This window comes from Streptomyces sp. NPDC058955 (assembly GCF_042741435.1).
Taxonomy (GTDB): domain Bacteria; phylum Actinomycetota; class Actinomycetes; order Streptomycetales; family Streptomycetaceae; genus Streptomyces.
Window position 1 is genome coordinate 96,482 of the sequence record NZ_JBHYKM010000008.1, and the last position, 13,932, is coordinate 110,413.

Consider the following 13,932-nt stretch of genomic DNA (forward strand, 5'->3'; position numbering starts at 1 on the left):
GTTCAGCCCCTCACAGCTTCATCAGGCTGGCGTCGTCGACCGAGGCCGAGTGGCGGGATCGGAAGACGGACACGATGATCGCGAGCCCGACGACGACCTCCGCGGCGGCCACGACCATCGTGAAGAAGGCGATGATCTGGCCGTCGAGGTTGCCGTGCATCCGGGAGAAGGCGACGAACGCGAGGTTGCAGGCGTTGAGCATCAGCTCCACGCACATGAAGACCACGATCGCGTTCCGCCGGATCAGCACCCCGACCGCACCGATGGTGAACAACAGGGCGGCGAGATAAAGGTAGTTGACGGGATTCACCGGCCGGCCTCCTCTTCTTCCCGGTCGCGTCCGAGCCGCTCCGAGGAGCGCTGCTCCAGGGCCTTGAGATCGGCGAGCGCCTCCGTCGACACGTCCCGTACCTGGCCCCGCTTGCGCAGGGTGGAGATGACGGTGAGCTCGGACGGGGTGCCGTCGGGCAGCAGGCCCGCGACGTCCACCGCGTTGTGCCGGGCGTAGACGCCGGGGGCGGGCAGCGGCGGGAGGTGCTTGCCCTCGCGCACCCGCTGCTCGGCCAGCTCGCGCTGGGTCCGGGCCCGCTCGGTGCGCTCCCGGTGGGTGAGGAGCATCGCGCCGACGGAGGCGGTGATCAGCAGGGCGCCGGTGATCTCGAAGGCGAAGACGTACTTGGTGAAGATGAGGGCCGCCAGACCCTCCACGTTCCCCCCGTGGGCGGCGTTCGCCGCGCCGAGGCCGGTGAACTCGGTCAGGGCCGCGTTCCCGATCCCGGCGAAGAGCAGGACGCCGAAGCCGAGGCCGCAGGCGGCGGCCCACCAGCGCTGGCCCTTGATGGTCTCCTTCAGCGAGTCCGCGGCCGTGACGCCGACCAGCATGACGACGAAGAGGAAGAGCATCATGATCGCGCCGGTGTAGACGACGATCTGCACGATGCCGAGGAAGTACGCGCCGTTGGCCAGGTAGAAGACCGCGAGGACGATCATCGTGCCGGCCAGGCAGAGGGCCGAGTGCACGGCCTTCTTCATGAGGACGGTGCACAGCGCGCCGATGACGGCGACGGTGCCGAGCACCCAGAACTGGAACGCCTCACCGGAGGAGGTCGTGTAGGAGGCCAGCGCGCTCATGCGTCCGCCCCCTCCGGCTCGGGCTTCTCTCCCTTGGACACGGCGACCTGGCGCTCGGTACCGGGCGCGGCCTCGGTGACGAGGCCCCGGTAGTAGTCCTGCTCGGTCATGCCGGGGAAGATCGCGTGCGGGGTGTCGACCATGCGGTCGTCGAGGCCCGCGAGGAGCTGCTCCTTGGTGTAGATCAGGTTCTCGCGGGAGGAGTCGGCCAGTTCGAACTCGTTGGTCATCGTCAGCGCGCGGGTGGGGCACGCCTCGATGCACAGCCCGCAGAGGATGCAGCGGGCGTAGTTGATCTGGTAGACGCGGCCGTACCGCTCGCCCGGCGAGTAGCGCTCCTCGTCGGTGTTGTCCGCGCCCTCCACGTAGATGGCGTCCGCGGGGCAGGCCCAGGCGCACAGTTCGCAGCCGACGCACTTCTCCAGGCCGTCCGGGTGGCGGTTGAGCTGGTGCCGGCCGTGGAAGCGGGGTGCCGTCGTCTTCTGCTGTTCCGGGTACTGCTCGGTCAGCCGCTTCTTGAACATGGCCTTGAAGGTCACGCCGAAGCCGGCCACCGGATTCTGGAAGTCAGACACGATCCGTCCCCCTTTCGTCACTCTCGGTAGCAGTATCGGGGCCACCACTGACAACGAGGTCCCGCTGGTGTCGGGGCCTGCGCCGGGGCACGGGCGGCAGGGTCTGTCCGGGCTTGGGCGGTACGGGGAAGCCGCCGGCCATCGGGTCGAAGGGCTGCTCGGCGGCGGGCCCGGCGGCCGTGGCCTTCTCCTTCTTGTCGCGGAACAGGTCGGCGACGAAGGAGAGCAGCAGCACCACGAGGACGGCACCGGCCACGTACAGCACGATGTTGGTGAAGGCGATGTTCTCGTTGCGCAGCGCCCGGACGGTGGCGACCAGCATCAACCAGACCACGGAGACCGGGATGAGCACCTTCCAGCCGAGCTTCATCAGCTGGTCGTAGCGGACGCGGGGCAGGGTGCCGCGGAGCCAGATGAAGAAGAAGAGCAGCAGCTGCACCTTGAGGACGAACCACAGCATCGGCCACCAGCCGTGGTTGGCGCCCTCCCAGAAGGTGGAGACCGGGTACGGGGCCCGCCAGCCGCCCAGGAAGAGGGTCACCGACACGGCGGAGACCGTCACCATGTTCACGTACTCGGCGAGCATGAACATCGCGAACTTGATGGACGAGTATTCGGTGTTGAAGCCGCCGACGAGGTCGCCCTCGGACTCCGGCATGTCGAAGGGGGCGCGGTTCGTCTCGCCGACCATCGTCACGATGTAGATGAGGAACGACACCGGCAGCAGGACGATGAACCAGCGGTCCTGCTGGGCCTCGACGATCGCCGAGGTGGACATCGACCCCGAGTAGAGGAAGACGGAGGCGAAGGCCGCGCCCATGGCGATCTCGTACGAGATCATCTGCGCGCAGGAGCGGAGGCCGCCGAGGAGCGGGTACGTGGAGCCGGACGACCAGCCGGCGAGCACGATGCCGTAGATGCCGACGGAGGCGACCGCGAGGATGTACAGCATCGCGATCGGCAGGTCGGTGAGCTGCATCGTGGTGCGCTGGCCGAAGATCGACACCTCGTTGCCGGCCGGCCCGAAGGGGATCACGGCGATCGCCATGAAGGCGGGGACGGCGGCGACGATCGGGGCCAGGACGTAGACGACCTTGTCGGCCCGCTTGACGATCACGTCCTCCTTCAGCATCAGCTTGATGCCGTCCGCGAGGGACTGGAGGAGGCCCCAGGGGCCGTGCCGGTTGGGGCCGATGCGCAGCTGCATCCAGGCGACGACCTTGCGCTCCCACACGATGGAGAAGAGCACGGTCACCATCAGGAACGCGAAGCAGAAGACGGCCTTGATCGCGACGAGCCACCAGGGGTCCGTCCCGAACAGGGAGAGGTCCTCGGCTGCGAGGAGGGTGTTCACGCCTGCACCTCCGGCGAAGTCGACGGGGTGGCCGGGCCGATGCGGACCAGGTCGCCGGGGCGGGCGCCGGTGCCGGCGAGGACGCCGTGGCCGGCCGAGTTCAGCGGGAGCCAGACGACCCGGTCGGGCATCTCGGTGACCTGGAGGGGGAAGGCGACCGTGCCCGCGGGGCCGGTGACTTCGAGGAGGTCGCCGTCCTTGACGCCGGTGTCGGCCGCGGTATCGGCGGAGAGCCGGGCGACGGCCGCGTGGCGGGTGCCGGCGAGGGCGGTGTCGCCCTCCTGGAGCCTGCCGAGGTCGAGCAGCAGCCGGTGGCCGGCGAGGACGGCCTCGCCGTCGCCGGGCCGGGGCGCCGGGACCGCGTGGGCGCTGGGCTCGGAGGCCCGCTCCTCGGTCCAGCGGCCGAGCCGGTCCAGTTCGCGCCGGGCCGCCTTCAGGTCGGGCAGGGCGAGGTGGGCGTCCATGGCGTCGGCGAGCATGTGGAGCACGCGCGCGTCGGTCGGGGCGAGCGGCCTCGTCATCTGCTCGGGCTTGAGCGCGGCCTCGAACATCCGGACGCGGCCCTCCCAGTTGAGGAAGGTGCCGGGCTTCTCGGCGACGGCGGCGACCGGCAGGACGACGTCGGCGCGCTCGGTGACCGCGCCGGGGCGCAGTTCGAGGGAGACGACGAAGGCCGCGTCGAGGGCCTCACGCGCGCGTGCCGGGTCGGGCAGGTCGTCGACGTCGACGCCGCCGACGAGCAGTCCGGCGAGTTCGCCGGCGGCGGCGGCCTCCAGGATCTGGCCGGTGTCGCGGCCGTAGCCGTGCGGGAGTTCGCGGACGCCCCAGGCGGCGGCGACCTCCTCGCGCGCGCGGGGGTCGGTCGCGGGCCGGCCGCCGGGCAGCAGGCTCGGCAGCGCGCCGGCCTCGATCGCGCCGCGCTCGCCGGCCCGCCGCGGGATCCAGACGAGCTTCGCGCCGGTGGCGGCGGAGGCCCGCAGGGCGGCGGTGAGCGCGCCGGGCACTCCGGCGAGCCGTTCGCCGACGGCGATGACGGCGCCGTCCTGGCGCAGCGCCTCGGAGGCGGCCCAGCCGGTGGAGTCGAGCCCGACCCGGGAGGTCAGGGCGTCGAGCCACTCGGTCTCGGTGCCGGGGGCGGCGGGCAGCAGGGTGCCGCCGGTCTTCTCCAGGCCGCGGGTGGCGTGGGTGGCGACGGCGTACGTCTTCTGCCCGTGCTTGCGCCACGCCTTGCGGAGCCGCAGGAAGACGCCGGGGGCCTCCTCCTCGGACTCCAGGCCGACGAGCAGCACCATCGGGGCGGCTTCGAGCGAGGTGTACGTGACACCCGACCCGTCCAGGTCCCGGCCCCGTCCGGCGACGTACGCGGCCAGGAAGTCGGCCTCCTCGCCGGAGTGGACCCGGGCCCGGAAGTCGACGTCGTTGGTGTCGAGGGCGACCCTGGCGAACTTGGCGTACGCGTAGGCGTCCTCGACGGTGAGCCTGCCGCCGGCGAGGACGCCGGTGCGGCCGCGGACGAGCCCGCGGGCGGCGGCTTCCAGGGCCTCCGGCCAGGAGGCCGGTTCGAGGACGCCGTGCGCGTTCCGTACGAGGGGGGTCGTCAGCCGGTCGCGCTGCTGCGCGTACCGGAAGCCGAACCGGCCCTTGTCGCAGATCCACTCCTCGTTGACCTCGGGGTCGTCCTGCGCGAGCCGGCGCATGACCTTGCCGCGCCGGTGGTCGGTGCGGGTGGCGCAGCCGCCGGCGCAGTGCTCGCACACCGAGGGCGAGGAGACCAGGTCGAAGGGGCGGGAGCGGAAGCGGTACGCCGCCGAGGTGAGCGCGCCGACCGGGCAGATCTGGATGGTGTTGCCGGAGAAGTACGACTCGAAGGGGTCGCCCTCGCCGGTGCCGACCTGCTGGAGCGCGCCGCGCTCGATCAGCTCGATCATCGGGTCGCCGGCGATCTGGTTGGAGAAGCGGGTGCAGCGGGCGCAGAGCACGCACCGCTCGCGGTCGAGCAGCACCTGGGTGGAGATCGGGACCGGCTTCTCGTAGGTCCGCTTGACGCCCTCGAAGCGGGAGTCGGCCTGTCCGTGGGACATGGCCTGGTTCTGCAGGGGGCATTCGCCGCCCTTGTCGCAGACCGGGCAGTCCAGCGGGTGGTTGATGAGCAGCAGCTCCATCACGCCGTGCTGGGCCTTCTCGGCGACCGGCGAGGTCAGCTGCGACTTGACGACCATGCCGTCGGTGCAGGTGATGGTGCAGGAGGCCATCGGCTTGCGCTGGCCCTCGACCTCGACGATGCACTGGCGGCAGGCGCCGGCGGGGTCGAGGAGGGGGTGGTCGCAGAAGCGGGGGATCTCGATGCCGAGCTGTTCGGCGGCGCGGATGACCAGGGTCCCCTTGGGGACGGAGATCTCGGCGCCGTCGATGGTCAGCGTGACGAGGTCCTCGGGGGGAACGGCGGGGCTGCCGCCGCCCGCGGCGTTGGACGTGGTGACGGTCATGCGGTCACCTCCTTGTGATTGTCCGCCCAGGCGGTCGACTTGGCCGGGTCGAAGGGGCAGCCCTTGCCCGTGATGTGCTGCTCGTACTCCTCGCGGAAGTACTTCAGCGAGGAGAAGATCGGCGAGGCGGCGCCGTCGCCGAGGGCGCAGAACGACTTGCCGTTGATGTTGTCGGCGATGTCGTTCAGCTTGTCGAGGTCGGACATCACGCCCCGGCCGGCCTCGATGTCGCGCAGGAGCTGGACGAGCCAGTAGGTGCCCTCGCGGCAGGGGGTGCACTTGCCGCAGGACTCGTGGGCGTAGAACTCGGTCCAGCGGGTGACGGCCCGGACGACGCAGGTGGTCTCGTCGAAGCACTGCAGGGCCTTGGTGCCGAGCATGGAGCCGGCGGCGCCGACGCCCTCGTAGTCGAGGGGCACGTCGAGGTGTTCCTCGGTGAACATGGGGGTGGAGGAGCCGCCGGGGGTCCAGAACTTGAGCCGGTGTCCGGCGCGCATGCCGCCGCTCATGTCGAGGAGCTGGCGCAGGGTGATGCCGAGGGGGGCCTCGTACTGTCCGGGCGAGGTGACGTGCCCGGACAGCGAGTAGAGCGTGAAGCCCGGGGACTTCTCGCTGCCCATCGAGGTGAACCATTCCTTGCCGCGGTGGAGGATCGCGGGAACGGAGGCGATGGACTCGACGTTGTTCACGACGGTGGGGCAGGCGTAGAGGCCGGCGACCGCGGGGAAGGGGGGCCGGAGCCGGGGCTGGCCGCGGCGGCCTTCGAGGGAGTCGAGGAGGGCGGTCTCCTCGCCGCAGATGTACGCGCCGGCGCCGGCGTGCACGGTGAGTTCGACGTCGAGTCCGCTGCCGAGGACGTTCGTGCCGAGGTACCCGGCCCGGTACGCCTCGCGGACCGCCTCGTGGAGGCGGCGCAGGACGGGGACGACCTCGCCGCGCAGGTAGATGAAGGCGTGGCTGGAGCGGATCGCGTAGCAGGCGATCACGATGCCCTCGATGAGGGAGTGCGGGTTGGCGAAGAGGAGGGGGATGTCCTTGCAGGTGCCGGGCTCGGACTCGTCGGCGTTGACGACGAGGTAGTGCGGCTTGCCGTCGCCCTGCGGGATGAACTGCCACTTCATGCCGGTGGGGAAGCCGGCGCCGCCGCGGCCGCGGAGCCCGGAGTCCTTCACGTAGGCGATGAGGTCGTCGGGGCTCATGGCGAGCGCCCGCCTGAGGCCCTGGTAGCCCTCGTGGCGTTCGTACGTCTCCAGGGTCCAGGAGTCGGGCTGGTCCCAGAAGGCGGAGAGCACCGGGGAGAGGAGCTTCTCGGGGCTGCTGGAGTTGATCTCGGCGGCCAATGTCATCACTCTCCCTCCTGACCGGCTGCTTCGCCGCGCGGGTGGACGATCCGGGTGTGCTGCGGGGTCTCGCCCTTGGCCAGGCGGAGGCCGACGAGGGAGGCGGGGCCGGCGCCGCCGGTGGCCGCGACGGCGCCGGGGCGCTCGTCGGGGAAGCCGGCGAGGATGCGGGCGGTCTCCTTGAAGGTGCAGAGGGGGGCGCCGCGGGTGGGTTCGACGGTGCGGCCGGCGCGGAGGTCGTCGACCATCTTCTTGGCCGACTCGGGGGTCTGGTTGTCGAAGAACTCCCAGTTGACCATCACCACGGGGGCGTAGTCGCAGGCCGCGTTGCACTCGATGTGTTCGAGGGTGATCTTGCCGTCGTCGGTCGTCTCGTCGTTGCCGACGCCGAGGTGGGCCTTGAGTTCCTCGAAGATGGCGTCGCCGCCCATGACCGCGCAGAGGGTGTTGGTGCAGACGCCGACCTGGTAGTCGCCGGACGGCTTGCGGCGGTACATCGTGTAGAAGGTGGCGACGGCGGTGACCTCGGCGGTGGTCAGGCCGAGCATGTCGGCGCAGAAGGCCATGCCGGTGCGGGTGACGTGGCCCTCCTCCGCCTGCACGAGGTGCAGCATCGGGAGGAGCGCGGAGCGGGAGCCGGGGTAGCGGTCGATGATCGCCTTCGCGTCCTCCTCCAGCCGGGCCCGGACCTCGTCCGGGTAGGCGGGGGCGGGAAGCTGGGGCATCCCGAGGCTGACGTTCTCCGTCATCGGTCGACGCCTCCCATCACGGGGTCGATGGAGGCGACGGCGACGATGACGTCGGCGACCTGGCCGCCCTCGCACATCGCGGCCATGGCCTGGAGGTTGGTGAAGGACGGGTCGCGGAAGTGGACCCGGAAGGGGCGGGTGCCGCCGTCGGAGACCACGTGCACGCCGAGCTCGCCCTTGGGGGACTCGACGGCCGCGTACGCCTGGCCGGCCGGGACCCGGAAGCCCTCGGTGACCAGCTTGAAGTGGTGGATCAGGGCCTCCATGGAGGTGCCCATGATCTTCTTGATGTGGTCGAGGGAGTTGCCGAGGCCGTCGGGGCCGAGGGCGAGCTGGGCGGGCCAGGCGATCTTCTTGTCGCCGACCATGACCGGGCCCGGCTCCAGGCGGTCGAGGCACTGCTCGACGATCCGCAGCGACTGGCGCATCTCCTCCAGGCGGACGAGGAAGCGGCCGTAGGCGTCGCAGCTGTCGGCGGTGGGGACCTCGAAGTCGTAGTCCTCGTAGCCGCAGTACGGGTCGGTCTTCCGCAGGTCGTGCGGGAGGCCCGCCGACCGGAGGATCGGTCCGGTGGCGCCGAGGGCCAGGCAGCCGGTGAGGTCGAGGTAGCCGACGTCCTGCATGCGGGCCTTGAAGATGGGGTTGCCGGTGGCGAGCTTGTCGTACTCCGGCAGGTTCTTCTTCATGGTCTTCACGAACTCGCGCACGGCGTCGACGCCGCCGGGCGGGAGGTCCTGGGCGAGGCCGCCGGGCCGGATGTAGGCGTGGTTCATGCGCAGGCCGGTGATCAGCTCGTACAGGTCCAGGATCATCTCGCGGTCCCGGAAGCCGTAGATCATGATCGTGGTGGCGCCGAGCTCCATGCCGCCGGTGGCGATGCACACCAGGTGCGAGGAGAGCCGGTTCAGCTCCATGAGCAGGACCCTGATGACGCTCGCCCGGTCCGGGATGTCGTCGGTGATGCCGAGCAGCTTCTCCACGCCGAGGCAGTACGCCGTCTCGTTGTAGAACGAGGTGAGGTAGTCCATGCGCGTGACGAAGGTGGTGCCCTGCGTCCAGGTCCGGTACTCGAGGTTCTTCTCGATGCCGGTGTGGAGGTAGCCGATGCCGCAGCGGGCCTCGGTGACGGTCTCGCCGTCGATCTCCAGGATGAGCCGGAGCACGCCGTGGGTGGAGGGGTGCTGGGGGCCCATGTTGACGACGATCCGCTCGTCGTCGGCCTTCGCCGCGGACTGGACGACCTCGTCCCAGTCGCCGCCGGTGACCGTGTAGACCGCCCCTTCGGTGGTGTCGCGGGGGGTGGATGCGGTGCTGTTCACGAGTACGACCTCCGCTGGTCCGGAGCCGGGATCTGGGCGCCCTTGTACTCGACGGCGATGCCGCCGAGCGGATAGTCCTTGCGCTGCGGGTGGCCCTGCCAGTCGTCCGGCATCATGATCCGGGTGAGGGCCTGGTGGCCTTCGAAGACGATTCCGAAGAAGTCGTAGGTCTCGCGCTCGTGCCAGTCGTTCGTCGGGTAGACGGCGGTCAGCGACGGGATCCGCGGGTCCTCGTCGGGGGCCGAGACCTCCAGCCGGATCAGCCGTCCGTGGGTGAGCGACCGCAGGTGGTAGACGGCGTGCAGCTCGCGGCCCACTTCTTGAGATGTCACAGTGCCCGGGTAGTGGACGCCGGAGACGCCGGTGCACAGCTCGAAGCGGAGCGCCGGGTCGTCGCGCAGGGTGCGGGCCACGCGGACGAGGTGCTCGCGCGCGATGTGGAAAGTGATCTCGCCACGGTCGACAACGGTCTTCTCAATGGCGTTCTCCGGGAGCAGCCCTTGCTCCTCCAGAGCACCTTCGAGTTCATCCGCGACCTCGTCGAACCACCCTCCATAGGGGCGGGTGGCCGGTCCGGGCATCCGGATGGAGCGGACGAGGCCGCCGTAGCCGGAGGTGTCGCCGCCGTTGTTCGCGCCGAACATGCCGCGCTGGAGCCGTACCTCCTCCCCGTGCTCACCGCGCTGGCCGGGCAGGTTCTGCGCGGACAGCTCCTTCTCGGGGTTCGGGGTTTCGTCGCTCAACGGAGCAGACCCTTCATCTCGATGGTCGGCAGCGCCTTGAGCGCCGCCTCCTCCGCCTCGCGGGCCGCCTCCTCGGCGTTCACGCCGAGCTTGGACGTCTGGATCTTCTGGTGGAGCTTGAGGATCGCGTCCATCAGCATCTCGGGGCGCGGCGGGCAGCCGGGCAGGTAGATGTCGACCGGCACGATGTGGTCGACGCCCTGCACGATCGCGTAGTTGTTGAACATGCCGCCCGAGGAGGCGCAGACGCCCATGGAGATGACCCACTTGGGGTTGGGCATCTGGTCGTAGACCTGCCGCAGCACGGGCGCCATCTTCTGGCTGACCCGGCCGGCGACGATCATCAGGTCGGCCTGGCGCGGGGAGCCGCGGAAGACCTCCATGCCGAAGCGGGCGAGGTCGTAGCGGCCGGCGCCGGTCGTCATCATCTCGATGGCGCAGCAGGCGAGGCCGAAGGTCGCGGGGAAGACGGACGCCTTCCGGACCCAGCCCGCGGCCTGCTCGACGGTGGTCAGCAGGAAACCGCTGGGCAGCTTCTCTTCGAGTCCCATGGGTGCTCCTCAGCCCCTCAGTCCCATTCCAGGCCGCCGCGCCGCCACACGTAGGCGTAGGCGACGAAGACGGTGAGCACGAAGAGCAGCATCTCCACGAGCCCGAAAAGCCCCAGGGCGTCGAAGGTGACGGCCCAGGGGTAGAGGAAGACGATCTCGATGTCGAAGACGATGAAGAGCATCGCCGTCAGGTAGTACTTGATGGGGAAGCGGCCTCCCCCGGCGGGAGTGGGCGTCGGTTCGATGCCGCACTCGTACGCCTCAAGTTTTGCCCTGTTGTACCGCTTTGGCCCGATTAGCGTGGCCATGACCACGGAGAAGATCGCAAACCCCGCACCCAGGGCACCGAGCACGAGGATGGGCGCGTACGCATTCACGCTCCTCGCTCCTTCCAGTCGTCCTTGACCGTTGGACCGCACTGTCGACTCGCGGAGCCCCGCGGCGACCTCCGGGAAGATCGCCCACATGTGAGGCAGTTCACAAGCCCGACGTCCGCGTATCTTAAGCCCGCCCCTCTGTGATCTGCGACACGGGGGTCACCAACGGATTTGTGATCTCCACCACCTGACGAAGGATCATGAAGTCGGATGAGCGGTGATCTTGTCGCGTGAAGCGCCCAGGTGATCACCAGGTGTGACATTCGGACCGGAAATCGCTGGTCGGAACGGGTGGCGCTCTATCAAGAGATGGCGCGTGCAAGCAAATTGGCAGTGGACGCGTCTGGGTGATATAGGCATCGGCGTCGCTCGTCCGAGGGGGCGACGGGACCGAAGTGGACGCCTCGACTCCGTGTGCGCGCGTTCACGAGACGGAGATGTGACCTGCGTCACGTCGCCGGAGCCCGAAAAGAACGGGGCTTGGCCATCGGCTTCAAGAGGTGGTAAGCGAAGGGCAATTCGGGCATCTCATCGAAAACCCGTGATCAAGGGCGGAATGAGCCGCGCCCGTTTTGCCCGTTACGGCGTCAATAAGGGCGCCAAGGAAGCGGATTAGACGGTTCCGGTCGTAACTGTGGCGCAACCCACGTTTCTTGAAGGGAACCGTGAAGCCCTGATAGCGGTTGTACCCATGTCCCACACCGCTCACATACCCAGCCACCGGAAGCCCCGCCGCAGCGCCTCGAAGCTCGCGCTCCGCGCCGGAGTTGCCGGTGGCGTCCTCAGCACCATCGCGGTGGCCGGTGCTGCCGGCCCGGCGAGTGCCGAGCCGGTGACCGAGACCATCGAGATGCCCACGCTGGGATCGCTCGGCACTGACCTCTCCAGCGCCGTGGCCGCCTCCGCCGAGGCGTCCGAGCAGGAGGCCCTCGACCAGAGCCTGGAGGCCCAGGAGGCCGCCGCCCTGCAGAAGGCCGCCAAGGAGGCCAAGAAGGCCAAGGCCGAGGCCGACCGCAAGGCCGAGGCCGAGCGCGCCGAGAAGGCCCGCCAGGAGGCCGAGGCGAAGGCCGAGCGCGAGCGCGCCGAGGCCGAGGCCCGCGCCGAGGCGCAGGCCCGCGCCTCCCGCGACGCCGCCCGCACCCAGCTGACCGCCACCTCGGCGTCCGACTCGTCGTCCTCCTCGTCCTCGGACTCGGGTTCGTCGGACGACGGCGGCTCGTCCGCCTCCTCCTCGGAGTCGACGACCCAGGCCGCCTCCGGCACCGCCGCCGCCATCGTCGCCTTCGCGCGCGCCCAGATCGGCGACGCGTACGTCACCGGCGGCACCGGCCCCAACTCGTGGGACTGCTCCGGCCTCGTCCAGGCCGCCTACGCCGCCGCCGGCATCGACCTGCCGCGCATCTCGTACCAGCAGTCCTCCATGGGCACCTCCGTCTCCCTGAGCAACCTCCAGCCGGGCGACGTCCTCTACTGGGGCAGCCGCAGCGGCTCGTACCACGTCGCCATCTACGTCGGCGGCGGCAAGTACGTCGGCGCGCAGAACTCCTCCACCGGCGTCGTCGAGCGCTCCCTGGACTGGGACCCGCCGTCGGGCGCCGTGCGCATCCTCTGATCGTCCGCGATCAGAGCCGTACACACGAAGGGCCGTCACTCCTCGGGGGAGCGACGGCCCTTCGGGGTGTCCGGGGTGCGTCAGGCCTTCGGGGCGACCTTCGAGAGGCCGTTGATGATGCGGTCCATCGCGTCGCCGCCGGTCGGGTCGGTGAGGTTCGCCAGCATCTTGAGGGTGAACTTCATCAGGACGGGGTGGGTCAGACCGCGCTGGGTCGCGATCTTCATGACCTTCGGGTTGCCGATCAGCTTCACGAAGGCGCGGCCCAGCGTGTAGTAGCCGCCGTAGGTGTCCTTCAGGATGCGGGGGTAGCTCCGCAGGGCCAGTTCGCGCTGGGCGGGGGTGGCGCGGGCGTGGGCCTGGACGATGACGTCGGCGGCGATCTGGCCGGACTCCATCGCGTAGGCGATGCCCTCGCCGTTGAACGGGTTGACCAGGCCGCCCGCGTCGCCGACGAGCAGCAGGCCCTTCGTGTAGTGCGGCTGGCGGTTGAACGCCATCGGGAGGGCCGCGCCGCGGATCGGGGTCGTCATGTTGTCGGGGGTGAAGCCCCAGTCCTCCGGCATCGAGGCGCACCACGCCTTCAGGACCTCGCGCCAGTCCAGCTCGCGGAAGGCGGAGGAGGAGTTGAGGATGCCGAGGCCGACGTTGGAGGTGCCGTCGCCCATGCCGAAGATCCAGCCGTAGCCGGGGAGGAGACGGTCCTCGGCGCCGCGCTTGTCCCACAGCTCCAGCCACGACTCCAGGTAGTCGTCGTCGTGCCGCGGGGTGGTGAAGTACGTCCGGACGGCGACGCCCATCGGGCGGTCCTCGCGGCGGTGCAGGCCCATCGCGAGGGAGAGGCGGGTCGAGTTGCCGTCGGCGGCGACGACCAGCGGGGCGTGGAAGGTGACCTCGGTCTTCTCCTCGCCGAGCTTGGCGTGCACGCCGGTGATGCGGCCGGTGCGGTCGTCGATGATCGGCGCGCCGACGTTGCAGCGCTCGTACAGGCGGGCGCCGGCCTTCTGCGCCTGCCGCGCCAGCATCTCGTCGAAGTCGTCGCGCTTGCGGACGAGTCCGTAGTCCGGGTACGAGGCGAGGTCCGGCCAGTCCAGCTGGAGCCGGACGCCGCCGCCGATGATCCGCAGGCCCTTGTTGCGCAGCCAGCCGGCCTCTTCGGAGATGTCGATGCCCATGGAGACGAGCTGCTTCGTGGCGCGCGGGGTGAGGCCGTCGCCGCAGACCTTCTCGCGCGGGAACGCCGTCTTCTCCAGGAGCAGCACGTCGAGACCGGCCTTGGCCAGGTAGTACGCGGTGGTGGAGCCGGCCGGGCCCGCCCCGACGACGATCACATCTGCGCTGTGCTCGGAGAGGGGCTTCTCGGTCACGGCGAATCTCCCGAAAGGTCGGCGAAGAGGGTCGTAGCGAAGTCTAGGCCGGGGGGTGCGGGGCGGACCGTTGCGGGGCGCGGGGGCGGGGGGTCGAGCCTCCCGCCCGGCACGGCGCCCACCCTGCACGCCTGGCTTACGCGCCAGGCCCGGGCTTCCGGGCGGGGCCCGGTCGCTGCACCTCCGTGTGGGCAGGCGTTCCGCAGGGCGGAACGGGTGGGCACACGGAACGGCGCCCGTCTGCCGGGCCTAGGCTTCTGCGCCTGAACCCGCACCCGCTGTACGGCTCCGTACCGGTGCGGGTCCAGGCCCATGAGCGGAGGCACCC

At 70.2% G+C, this 13,932-nt stretch carries 13 protein-coding genes; 1 reads left to right on the forward strand and 12 read right to left on the reverse strand.

The genetic code is table 11. The features are described from left to right. Window positions 1–10 precede the first annotated feature (10 nt). Genes nuoK through ACFW1I_RS06205 form a run of 11 tightly spaced genes read right to left on the reverse strand, consistent with a single transcriptional unit; the run spans window position 11 to window position 10,625 of the window. Window positions 11–310, reverse strand: coding sequence for an NADH-quinone oxidoreductase subunit NuoK (gene nuoK, locus ACFW1I_RS06155; protein WP_031012459.1), 300 nt, complete (start codon window positions 308–310; stop codon window positions 11–13). Continuing rightward, on the reverse strand, window positions 307–1,131 hold the full coding sequence (locus ACFW1I_RS06160; protein ID WP_384666504.1) for an NADH-quinone oxidoreductase subunit J: 825 nt from the start codon (window positions 1,129–1,131) through the stop codon (window positions 307–309). Before ACFW1I_RS06160 ends, nuoK begins: the two co-directional genes overlap by 4 nt. Continuing rightward, the gene (nuoI, locus tag ACFW1I_RS06165; protein WP_384666505.1) at window positions 1,128–1,706 is read right to left on the reverse strand and encodes an NADH-quinone oxidoreductase subunit NuoI; all 579 of its coding nucleotides are present in this window, start codon (window positions 1,704–1,706) and stop codon (window positions 1,128–1,130) included. The genes ACFW1I_RS06160 and nuoI overlap by 4 nt, the downstream gene beginning before the upstream one ends. Further along, a complete protein-coding gene (nuoH, locus tag ACFW1I_RS06170) occupies window positions 1,699–3,060 on the reverse strand; it encodes an NADH-quinone oxidoreductase subunit NuoH (protein ID WP_384666507.1) in 1,362 nt (453 codons plus the stop codon). The genes nuoI and nuoH overlap by 8 nt, the downstream gene beginning before the upstream one ends. After that, window positions 3,057–5,546 (reverse strand): NADH-quinone oxidoreductase subunit G, encoded by a 2,490-nt coding sequence (locus ACFW1I_RS06175; protein ID WP_384666509.1) that lies wholly within the window; start codon window positions 5,544–5,546, stop codon window positions 3,057–3,059. The genes nuoH and ACFW1I_RS06175 overlap by 4 nt, the downstream gene beginning before the upstream one ends. Then, complete coding sequence (nuoF, locus tag ACFW1I_RS06180; RefSeq protein WP_384666511.1) at window positions 5,543–6,892, reverse strand: NADH-quinone oxidoreductase subunit NuoF; 1,350 nt, start codon at window positions 6,890–6,892, stop codon at window positions 5,543–5,545. Before nuoF ends, ACFW1I_RS06175 begins: the two co-directional genes overlap by 4 nt. Then, entirely contained in the window at window positions 6,892–7,635 is a 744-nt protein-coding gene (nuoE, locus tag ACFW1I_RS06185; RefSeq protein ID WP_384666513.1) for an NADH-quinone oxidoreductase subunit NuoE, read from the reverse strand. The genes nuoF and nuoE overlap by 1 nt, the downstream gene beginning before the upstream one ends. Beyond that, window positions 7,632–8,954, reverse strand: coding sequence for an NADH-quinone oxidoreductase subunit D (locus ACFW1I_RS06190; protein WP_384666515.1), 1,323 nt, complete (start codon window positions 8,952–8,954; stop codon window positions 7,632–7,634). Before ACFW1I_RS06190 ends, nuoE begins: the two co-directional genes overlap by 4 nt. Further along, a complete protein-coding gene (locus ACFW1I_RS06195; RefSeq protein WP_384666517.1) occupies window positions 8,951–9,697 on the reverse strand; it encodes an NADH-quinone oxidoreductase subunit C in 747 nt (248 codons plus the stop codon). Before ACFW1I_RS06195 ends, ACFW1I_RS06190 begins: the two co-directional genes overlap by 4 nt. Continuing rightward, complete coding sequence (locus tag ACFW1I_RS06200) at window positions 9,694–10,248, reverse strand: NADH-quinone oxidoreductase subunit B family protein (RefSeq protein ID WP_003998928.1); 555 nt, start codon at window positions 10,246–10,248, stop codon at window positions 9,694–9,696. The genes ACFW1I_RS06195 and ACFW1I_RS06200 overlap by 4 nt, the downstream gene beginning before the upstream one ends. A 17-nt stretch (window positions 10,249–10,265) precedes the next feature. Next, window positions 10,266–10,625 carry an NADH-quinone oxidoreductase subunit A gene (locus ACFW1I_RS06205; RefSeq protein ID WP_030494815.1) on the reverse strand — a complete coding sequence of 120 codons (360 nt, stop codon included), beginning with the start codon at window positions 10,623–10,625 and terminating at the stop codon, window positions 10,266–10,268. Window positions 10,626–11,316: 691 nt separating this feature from the next. Here ACFW1I_RS06205 and ACFW1I_RS06210 point away from each other — a divergent pair. Further along, complete coding sequence (locus tag ACFW1I_RS06210; RefSeq protein WP_384666519.1) at window positions 11,317–12,237, forward strand: C40 family peptidase; 921 nt, start codon at window positions 11,317–11,319, stop codon at window positions 12,235–12,237. Window positions 12,238–12,317: 80 nt separating this feature from the next. Here ACFW1I_RS06210 and ACFW1I_RS06215 read toward each other — a convergent pair whose 3' ends face one another. Further along, window positions 12,318–13,604 (reverse strand): geranylgeranyl reductase family protein, encoded by a 1,287-nt coding sequence (locus ACFW1I_RS06215; protein ID WP_384666521.1) that lies wholly within the window; start codon window positions 13,602–13,604, stop codon window positions 12,318–12,320. Window positions 13,605–13,932 lie beyond the last annotated feature (328 nt).